At 63.6% G+C, this 8,667-nt stretch carries 7 protein-coding genes; 2 read left to right on the forward strand and 5 right to left on the reverse strand.

The window, feature by feature from the left end; all coding sequences use genetic code 11:
- Window positions 1–121 precede the first annotated feature (121 nt).
- The 5 genes from P3W85_RS40805 to P3W85_RS40825 form a co-directional block, all read right to left on the reverse strand.
- Window positions 122–622, reverse strand: coding sequence for a DUF2147 domain-containing protein (locus tag P3W85_RS40805; RefSeq protein WP_276268996.1), 501 nt, complete (start codon window positions 620–622; stop codon window positions 122–124).
- Between the two features lie 51 nt (window positions 623–673).
- Window positions 674–1,885 carry a saccharopine dehydrogenase family protein gene (locus P3W85_RS40810; RefSeq protein WP_276268997.1) on the reverse strand — a complete coding sequence of 404 codons (1,212 nt, stop codon included), beginning with the start codon at window positions 1,883–1,885 and terminating at the stop codon, window positions 674–676.
- Window positions 1,882–2,865, reverse strand: a complete 984-nt coding sequence (locus P3W85_RS40815) for an alpha/beta fold hydrolase (RefSeq protein ID WP_276268998.1) — start codon at window positions 2,863–2,865, stop codon at window positions 1,882–1,884. Before P3W85_RS40815 ends, P3W85_RS40810 begins: the two co-directional genes overlap by 4 nt.
- 225 nt (window positions 2,866–3,090) lie before the next feature.
- Window positions 3,091–4,401 carry a mechanosensitive ion channel family protein gene (locus tag P3W85_RS40820; protein WP_017227505.1) on the reverse strand — a complete coding sequence of 437 codons (1,311 nt, stop codon included), beginning with the start codon at window positions 4,399–4,401 and terminating at the stop codon, window positions 3,091–3,093.
- Between the two features lie 752 nt (window positions 4,402–5,153).
- Window positions 5,154–6,026: a DUF535 family protein gene (locus P3W85_RS40825; protein WP_276268999.1), complete on the reverse strand. Its 873-nt coding sequence runs from the start codon at window positions 6,024–6,026 to the stop codon at window positions 5,154–5,156.
- 355 nt (window positions 6,027–6,381) lie between these two features.
- Between P3W85_RS40825 and P3W85_RS40830 the strand changes: the two genes are divergently transcribed.
- Together P3W85_RS40830 and P3W85_RS40835 are read left to right on the forward strand one after the other, a co-directional pair.
- Entirely contained in the window at window positions 6,382–6,891 is a 510-nt protein-coding gene (locus P3W85_RS40830; RefSeq protein WP_017227507.1) for a ClbS/DfsB family four-helix bundle protein, read from the forward strand.
- A gap of 362 nt (window positions 6,892–7,253) precedes the next feature.
- A partial coding sequence (locus P3W85_RS40835) for an NAD-dependent succinate-semialdehyde dehydrogenase (RefSeq protein WP_276269000.1) occupies window positions 7,254–8,667 on the forward strand: 1,414 nt, incomplete at its 3' end.

Below are 8,667 nucleotides of genomic sequence, written 5' to 3' on the forward strand. Positions count from 1 at the left end.
TGAACGCGGGACTGTCCGGTGCGGCGGCGTCAATGCTGGACTGGGACCGGGCCGGAACCGCCGTTCCTGCGCCAGCGAGCGTGAGCAAGAGAATGGGGATGCGAGGGTTCAAGGCAACTCCTCAAGGTCTGCAGGTCTGTTCCGAGCCGGCCGCGGCGGTCCAGGTCTCGGTCTCGCCAAAGACTTCCGCGCCCACGAAACCGCGCAGGAAGAGCTTGCCGTCCCGCTTGCGGAGCGCGGCCTTGTAGGTTTTGCCCTCTTCGGGGTCGTAGACCCAGCCGTCCTTCCACATCGTTCCGTCGAACTGATGCAACTCGAGAATCAGCAGGCCACAGATGGAGCGATTCCGGAGTCCCGCATTGGGATTAGCCTGATCCGTGCCGCCCTCCCTGGACCACGCGATGTAGCCGCATAACTGGCCGGCCTTGGGGCAAGGCTTCAGTTCGATGACCGACTTGTCTTCGGTATGCCACAAGCCCTCGAATCCCGTCGCCGCCGACGCTGTCTGCGCCGCCGTCGCCTGAGCCCAAAGGCACGCCGCCAAGGCGAGGGCGGCAGGCCTGATGCGAATCCCGCGGCAGGCAGGGCGGAGCACTGAATCTTGCGATTGAACCGGGTGCATATCTTCTCCAGAGCTTGCAATAGGGAGACTGCGGCGCCTTGGTCAGGACGGCTATTTCAACAACGCCTCCCGAAGGACCACGATGGGCTGGCTGGCGTCGCGTATCCGGACGAATGGCTGCAAAAGGGAAAAAAAAGCCTCGGCATGAATCACTGCCTCGGGGGCATAGACTCCCGTTTTCTCAATTCGCTGCTCGGCCAGCATGCGCAGCGCAATGGCTGTCGGGATGCAAGTGTTGGGGCCCATGCCGCCGGGGATTTCCCCGTTCAGCCAGGCACTGCATACATGGCGTTGGCCCTGGCGCTTCCCCTCGACAATCGCTGACATTTCCGCAGGGATATAGCGTCGGCCGAAGATCGATTCCTTGAGCGAGCTCTTAAGCAAAAGCATGGACTCTCCGAAAGACAGCCCGGATATGTCCTTCTTGAGCACGATGCCGCGCAGCACCTTGGCCGCCTGCTCAACGGTCTGCCCGTGCTTGTCGACGCGCGCCTGCACGATTTTCAGCACACCGACCAGCCCATGCGAGAGCACCATCGCGTTGACACCTTCGCGGATGGATGGGAACGTGCCCGGCAACGTGACAGGCTCAGGGTGGCCCACGGTATGGGCCTTGACTGCGCCCACGCCAGGCACGTGCAGCACGACCTCCGCCAGCGGCGTCCCGGTAGCGATACGCCCGGCCATGAACACCGGAATGCTCCCCGTGAGCTGTTCGATCCAATGTTCGAGCGCCGCGCCCAGATCGGTATCCGCGTTGGCCTCCTCCTGGGCGCGTGAGACGCTCCCCCAGGTGGTGACCACACGATGCGGTGCCTCCATGTTGCGGATCGCCGAGCTGGCCAGCAGGTTCGCCACCCCAGGGCTCGCGCCCATGCCGACGATAGCGGTGACGCCTGCGGCCCTTGCCTTGGGATGCAAGTCCAGCATGGCCAGGGTTGGCTCCGGATCGTCACAGATGTCTATGTAGTGGCAACCCGCATCGATTGCGCATTCCAAGACCATTGTGCCGAAGAGATAATACGGGCCTATGGTCGACACCACGACGTCGTAGCATCGAAGGATATCCGTCAAGGCCGCGCGGTCACGGGCATCCACGGCCAGGGCGTCGATGGCCGGATGCGCCAGCCCCGCCACGTACTGGTGCGCGGCAACGGCATTCCTGTCGGCCACGGTAAGCCGGGTGAAGGCATTGAGCAGGATCGCGGTCTCCACAAAATGCCGGCCCATGAGGCCGCAGCCTCCAAGTGCCAATACCTTCATGCTGGTTCTCCGATTGATGAGCGTAACGAGTCCCTGGTTGCTTGATGCACGCATCCGTATTGCGAGGCGAATGCACGCGATGCACTGTCGGCCTCAAGGAAATGCCTGACCATGCGCCTTGATATCCTTGGCATCAGCGCCTCGGGGAAGTCATGGCCCATGCCTTCGATGCATTCAAAGCTTGCCCCCCGTATGTGCCGGGCGGTGCTGTGTCCGGCCGCGACGGGCACGAGCGGGTCTTGCGCGCCGTGTACCACCAGCGTCGGCGTGTCGATCAGGCCCAGCAATGGAACCCGCGAGCCCGAGGCCAGGATGGCGGCGAACTGCCTTTCGGTCCCGTGCGCGGCAGGTGCGTTGCGCTCGAGGTCGTGCTTTGCGCGCTCGAGCCACACGCCGCGCGCGGTCGGATAGCCTGGACTGGCTATCCGTTCCCAGGTGCGGACGGTGTACGCGATCTCCTCTTCCAACGAGGGATCTCGCGGCGGATTGAGGATCAGCTTCCACACATCCTTCCTGGCCTTGGGCAGGCGAGGGTCTCCGGAGCTCGACATGATGGAGGTCAGCGAGCGAACCGCAGCCGGGAAGCGTGCCGCGACGATCTGGGCGATCATTCCGCCCATGGATGCGCCCACCAGATGCACTGGCCCAAGACCAAGCTGGTCGATCAGGCTCACCGTGTCGTGGGCCATGTCATCCAGCCTGTAAGGTGCGCGGCCTCCGAGGCCGAATTGGGCTCGCAGGTAGAGCCATGCCAGACGGGGCTTGCCGCTCAGCCGGCTTGACTGGCCTATGTCGCGATTGTCAAACCGGATCACCTGGTAGCCCGCATGCACCAAGGCGGCCACCAGGGTGTCGGGCCAGCCCGTCAGTTGCTGGCCGAGTCCGTGGATCAGCACTACGGGCGGTGCCGTGGAGGATCCCAGCGCTTCATAGGCGAGGCTGACATGGCCAACGCGGGCAAACCGTGGTGCTGGACTCAAGATGTCCTCCTGAGATGGTCGTGGATGGATCGGATTTCTTAAAAACATCATAATGGTTATTATGTTTTCGGGGGAGCTAGTGTTTACGCGAAGGCATCAGAAGCGCCTGGCCTCCGGCCCCACCACGATGCCGAAGTACGAATTACCCCAACTCAGGGACCAAGAGAACGGTAGGAACGTATCCCTCGCGCCGTCATCCGATCCGGCAGGGACGCGCTCATACCCTTAGTGACAAGGGCGGCTGATGCTTGATGAAGACCGCAGGCACATTGCGTCAACGCCATGCGACAAAGCAATCCCCTTTTGCCGGAGGCGATCCAGGATGAAGTCATTGACGTCCGAGATGACGTTGAGCTTGCCATTGTCTGGATCTCCGATCCAGAAGTGGGCCTCCAGACGTATGCCGCCGCGCTCGATGGCCGCGACATAGACACAGGGGGCCGGCTCGGGCAGTATCCTCTGCTGGGCTACGAGCGCGTCGTAAATGCAGGCTTTTGCACTTGCCACATCACCATCCGGCTGGATGAGAACGGATGCTTCGAGTCTCACCTGGCGATCCGACCAGGTTTCGTTGACGATTGAGGTGGAGGTCAGGACATCGTTCGGTATGACCGCTTCAGCGCCGTCGCTGGAGCGGATCATGGTGTACCGTGCGTTCAGTCGGGTGACCCGCCCTTTGATGGCGCCGGTGGATATCGTGTCTCCTATGCGAATGGACTGCTCGAACAGGATGATAAGGCCGCTGACGTAGCTCGAGGCGAGCCTCTTCAGTCCCAAGCCGAGGCCGATACCGAGGGCGCCCCCGAAGGCTGCCATCGTCGTTACGTCGATGCCGATGGCAATCAGCGTCAGTCCGATCGCCACGCACCAGATGACAGTTCGGCTGATGTTGGCCAGCGCTAGCAGAAGATTGTGGGGAAGCGATTGGCTCCGGAGCAGGCTCTTCTCTGCAGCCTTGGAGATGGACAGCGCGACAATGAATACGATGACCCCAAAGGTAGCACCGTTAAGAAGGCCTTCGGCGCTGATCTTCGAGGCGCCAATGTTCAACTCGAGGGCCGATATCGGCTGCATCAACTCCCGTGGAGGCTGCAGTGACTGTATGGCTACGACAACTCCAGTCACCAGTGAAACGAATCGGAGGGCATGATCCAGCAAGACTGCCGGCTTGAATAGCAAGGCAATGCCGCATGCCAACACACGGGTCAGCAACACGACCACGGCTACTTCGACGTAGATCGGCAGCAGAAGCGCGCTTGCCCAGGGCGTTGTCGCCGCAAGCGCCAGGCCGACTGTGGCGAGAAGGGGCGCCGCAGCGTAGGCGGCGGTTGTCCGCCACATGCGCGTCGCTGGCACGCGGGCTTTCAGGACGCCGGCGAGATAGAGCGCGGCAAGGGCAATCAACACGGTGCAGAATGCGCCGAGGAAGACTTCGACAGCGTGGGCGTGCAACCACGAGAGTGTCATCCTGGTGGCGGTGATCTCCCCGTTCGGACCGTTGAAGGATTCGCCGTTTACAGTGATTTTCGACGGCAAGGTGCACCCTCATGGTTGAATGATCGCTTTGTCATGCAGGACACCGGCATGGACAGTGCCCCTGGCTTGTTGTCTTGGTTAGCTTTCTCGCCGAGAGAAGAACGGTAGTCCTCGCCTTCACTCGCTCAGCGAGGATGCCGACGACAAGTCCGCCTTCCGAGCACCCAAAGAGAACCAGGTTGCCGTTCCACCATGGCGCGGCATGCAAGGTGGAGATGATCTGCTGATAGTCGGCTACGCGTTGCGCGACAGTGTGATGCTCGCGGAATTCGCGGGAACAGTCACCATGTTCGTTGCGCGGTCGGTCGCCAGGTGTGACGCCATACTTTTCGACTGTGATCGCTGTAACGCCAGCGAAGGCCGATCTCGTTGCCGAGAGGTTGGCGTTGTGTGCCACGGATAGACATCCCGATCCTTGTGCCAGCACAATCAACCCGGTCTTTGTCGCTCCCGGCGGCCTGTCGAGGTACCAGTGAATCGTGCTGCCATCAGACCTGCTTGTCCGATGGAGTTCCGGGGCTGCCAGTGCCAGGACCGGGAAGGCCATAAGGCAACCCGCGATCAGCAGGATTCTTCGGCAAACGGAATTCATGGTGTGTGTCGGTGGGCGGCAGACTGGGGCTGCAAGAAGGGGGGATAGAACACCCAAGTAGCTGCCTGCATGTAGCGGAGGCCGGCATGCGGAGCAGGCGGGTGAGCCAGAACGCTGCCTGGCTAGGCCTGGACTGGAACCGGTCCGCTCGCCATTGCGCTCAGGGACACAGCCAGCCGCGCACCACAGCCTCGATGGCGTCGATGTGCTGCAGCTTGCGCCGGTAGGCGGCGCGCTTCTTCGACGGCAGCGACATCAAGTCCCGCCGCGGCTGCGCCACGGGCACCTCCACGTTGCCGCAGGGTAACCCCTCCCCGCCGGCCTCTGCCCAGAAGCTCTCGTAGTCGGCGAGGATGGTGCGCGGTGTGCGGCGCTGGCGGCCGACATGATTCATGCGCGAGACAGCGACGACGCGCGTCACGCCCAGCGCGACACCCAGCGCCAGCAGCGCGTTCTTCACCGCATCCTTCGGCCGCAGTCCGTCGCAGGCGCGCGTGGCCTCGCGGATCCAGGCGCGGCTGGCCTCGGCCGCCGGCCCCTGCAGGCCGCCGACGAACAGTTCGATGCCCTCCTCGCCCTGCGCCAGGTAGAAGCTCAGTTGCGCCAGGCAGGCGCCGCGCGCTTGATCCAGCCAGTAGAAGGCCAGCTCGCCCTCCTTGGGGTTGGGACCGGAGTCGGCCAGTCGCAGGACGTACGGCGTACCGGGCAATTGCCAGCCGAACCCGCCCGACAGGCAGATTCGCTCGCTGACGGAGACCGGCAGCCTGGCATGCATGATGCGGTAGTGCTCCAGCACGATGCGCATGCGCTCATCGAACCCCAGCCCGAGCCGGGCCAGCGGCCGGAAGGGGCGCTCCAGCATCACCGGCCGCGCCGCCGCGACACGTCGCAGCAGGCCGCACGATGCCACCGAGCGCAGCCACGACCGCACCGCCATTCGGCGGAACATGGACCTGCCGACCAGCTTGATGCGCTTGAGCCACCAGCGCCGTGCGCCGACCGGATGGCAAAACGCCGCAACGGCTTGCAGCAACAATAGATACCGAAAATCGGACAGCGGGCCGGCCGAGGACGACAATCCCCGCGCACCCGGCCCGGCGAGCCAAGGCGGGCTCGACAGTGGTGGCAATGGTCCCTGCATGATGAAACGCTCCCAGTGCTGCAACGAGCAAGCAATACAATTGTTAAATCATAACCGTTATTATGTTTATCGTGTTGCGACTCACCTGCACTTCGGTGGCGCAAGTGTTGTCGGCGTCGGGCAACGCACCCCCCTTTGTCCTGGTGACTTGAACCCTGGTACCGTCGCATCGCCGGTTCACGGCAACTGCCGGCCTGGCCCGGCCAGGGCGCCTCCGCTATGATGCGCTATCGACGTGAGTCCCCATATGACCATTCCTACCAATCGGGAACAACTGCTGACCGCGATCCAGCACAACTACGCCAGGCTCACGGCGGAGCTCGACACCGTGCCGGCCGCGCTGGCATCGGAGCGGACCCTGGAAGGCCATGCCAAGGGAACGCACATGAGCGTGTGCGAGCTGGTTTCCTACCTGATCGGCTGGAACGCCCTGGTATTGCGCTGGACTTCCCGGCACGCGCAAGGACTGGAAGTCGACTTCCCGGAAACCGGATTCAAATGGAATGAACTGGGCAAGCTGGCGCAGAAGTTCTATGCGGACTACGCCGGCCTGCCCTACCCGGAACTGCTGGCCAGGCTGGCCGGCGCCAATGCCAGGATCGTGGCTCTCGTGAAAGCGCACGACGACGCATCGCTTTACGGCCAGCCGTGGTACGGCAAGTACACGCTGGGCCGGATGATCCAGTTCAATACCTCTTCGCCCTACGAGAACGCGCGCGCCAGGCTGCGCAAGTGGCGTGCGGCCCAGCCGCGCTGAGCATCGGTCGCGCGCTGGCGATGGGCGGCTGCGACCGTTGCGCCGCCAGCAAGGACATGTCGCGCGGCATTCGCGCTGTCATGCCCTGCGCGCCGGATAGCGGCTGTTTGCGTTGCGATGTTTTCCCGTCTCGCCGCCGAATGGATCGATTTACACAGAGCAAAACCACCATTCCATCTTATGGAATGCAGATCCCGCCTGTCCGTGCAAAAATCCGGCCGACGCGTTAAGCTTGCCGTTTCACCAGCATCGCTCACGCGGGCGGAACGCCTTTTGGCCAAGTCCATTCGCGCCGGGCCAGCATTTCCTCGGCGGCGCAGCCTGCACGGCATGCCGCAGGCTACACTCACCAGGAGAAAGGCATGTACCAGGATCTCGCCCTCTACATCGACGGGGAATTCGTCAAGGGAGGGGACCGGCGCGAGCAGGACGTCATCAACCCTTCTACCCAGGAACTGCTGGGCAAGTTGCCGCACGCCAGCCGCGCCGACCTCGACCGTGCCCTGGCCGCGGCGCAGCGCGCCTTTGAAAGCTGGAAGAAGACCTCGCCGCTGGAGCGCTCCAGGATCCTGCGCCGCGTGGCGGAACTGACCCGCGAGCGCGCCAAGGACATCGGCCGCAATATCACGCTGGACCAGGGCAAGCCGCTGGCCGAAGCCATCGGCGAAGTCATGATCTGCGCCGAACACGCCGAGTGGCACGCCGAGGAATGCCGCCGCATCTACGGCCGCGTCATCCCGCCGCGCCAGCCCAATGTGCGCCAGATCGTGGTGCGCGAGCCGATCGGCGTGTGCGCCGCCTTCACGCCGTGGAACTTCCCCTTCAACCAGGCCATCCGCAAGATCGTGTCGGCGGTCGGCGCCGGCTGCACGCTGATCCTGAAGGGTCCCGAAGACTCGCCCAGCGCGGTGGTGGCGCTGGCCCAGTTGTTCCACGATGCAGGCCTGCCTCCGGGCGTGCTGAACATCGTGTGGGGCGTGCCGGGAGAAATCTCCACCTACCTGATCGAATCGCCGATCGTGCGCAAGATTTCGTTCACCGGTTCGGTGCCGGTGGGCAAGCAGCTGGCGGCGCTGGCCGGCGCGCACATGAAGCGCGTGACCATGGAGCTGGGCGGCCACTCGCCGGTGCTGGTGTTCGACGACGCCGACATCGAGCCGGCGGCCGAGATGCTGGCGCGCTTCAAGCTGCGCAACGCCGGCCAGGTATGCGTGTCGCCCACGCGCTTCTACGTGCAGGAAAAAGCCTACGACAAATTCCTGGCGCGCTTTACCGAAGTGATCGGCTCGATCAAGGTCGGCGACGGCCTGGAAGACGGCACCCAGATGGGTCCGCTCGCCCATGAGCGCCGTATCGCCTCGATGGAGCAGTTCCTGGACGACGCCAGCCATCGCGGCGGCAAGGTGGTGGCAGGTGGATCGCGCATCGGCGACAAGGGCTTCTTCTTCGCGCCCACCGTGGTCACCGACCTGCCCGACGACGCCAAGCTGATGGTCGACGAACCCTTCGGTCCGGTGGCGCCGGTGACGCGCTTCAAGGATGCCGAGGAAGTGCTGCGCCGCGCCAACAGCCTGCCCTTCGGCCTGGCCTCCTACGTGTTCACCAACTCGCTGAAGACCGCGACGCTGGTGTCCAACGGCCTGGAAGCCGGCATGGTCAATATCAACCATTTCGGCATGGCGCTGGCCGAGACGCCGTTCGGCGGCATCAAGGATTCCGGCATCGGCAGCGAAGGCGGCCAGGAGACCTTCGATGGCTACCTGGTGACCAAGTTCA

Source organism: Cupriavidus basilensis (assembly GCF_029335485.1).
Taxonomy (GTDB): Bacteria; Pseudomonadota; Gammaproteobacteria; order Burkholderiales; family Burkholderiaceae; genus Cupriavidus; species Cupriavidus basilensis_E.

Coding starts and splice junctions, on each gene's coding strand:
- P3W85_RS40805 (WP_276268996.1), bottom strand. CDS start 622: ATGCACCCGGTTCAATCGCAAGATTCAGTGCTCCGCCCTGCCTGCCGC.
- P3W85_RS40830 (WP_017227507.1), top strand. CDS start 6,382: ATGACCATTCCTACCAATCGGGAACAACTGCTGACCGCGATCCAGCAC.
- P3W85_RS40810 (WP_276268997.1), bottom strand. CDS start 1,885: ATGAAGGTATTGGCACTTGGAGGCTGCGGCCTCATGGGCCGGCATTTT.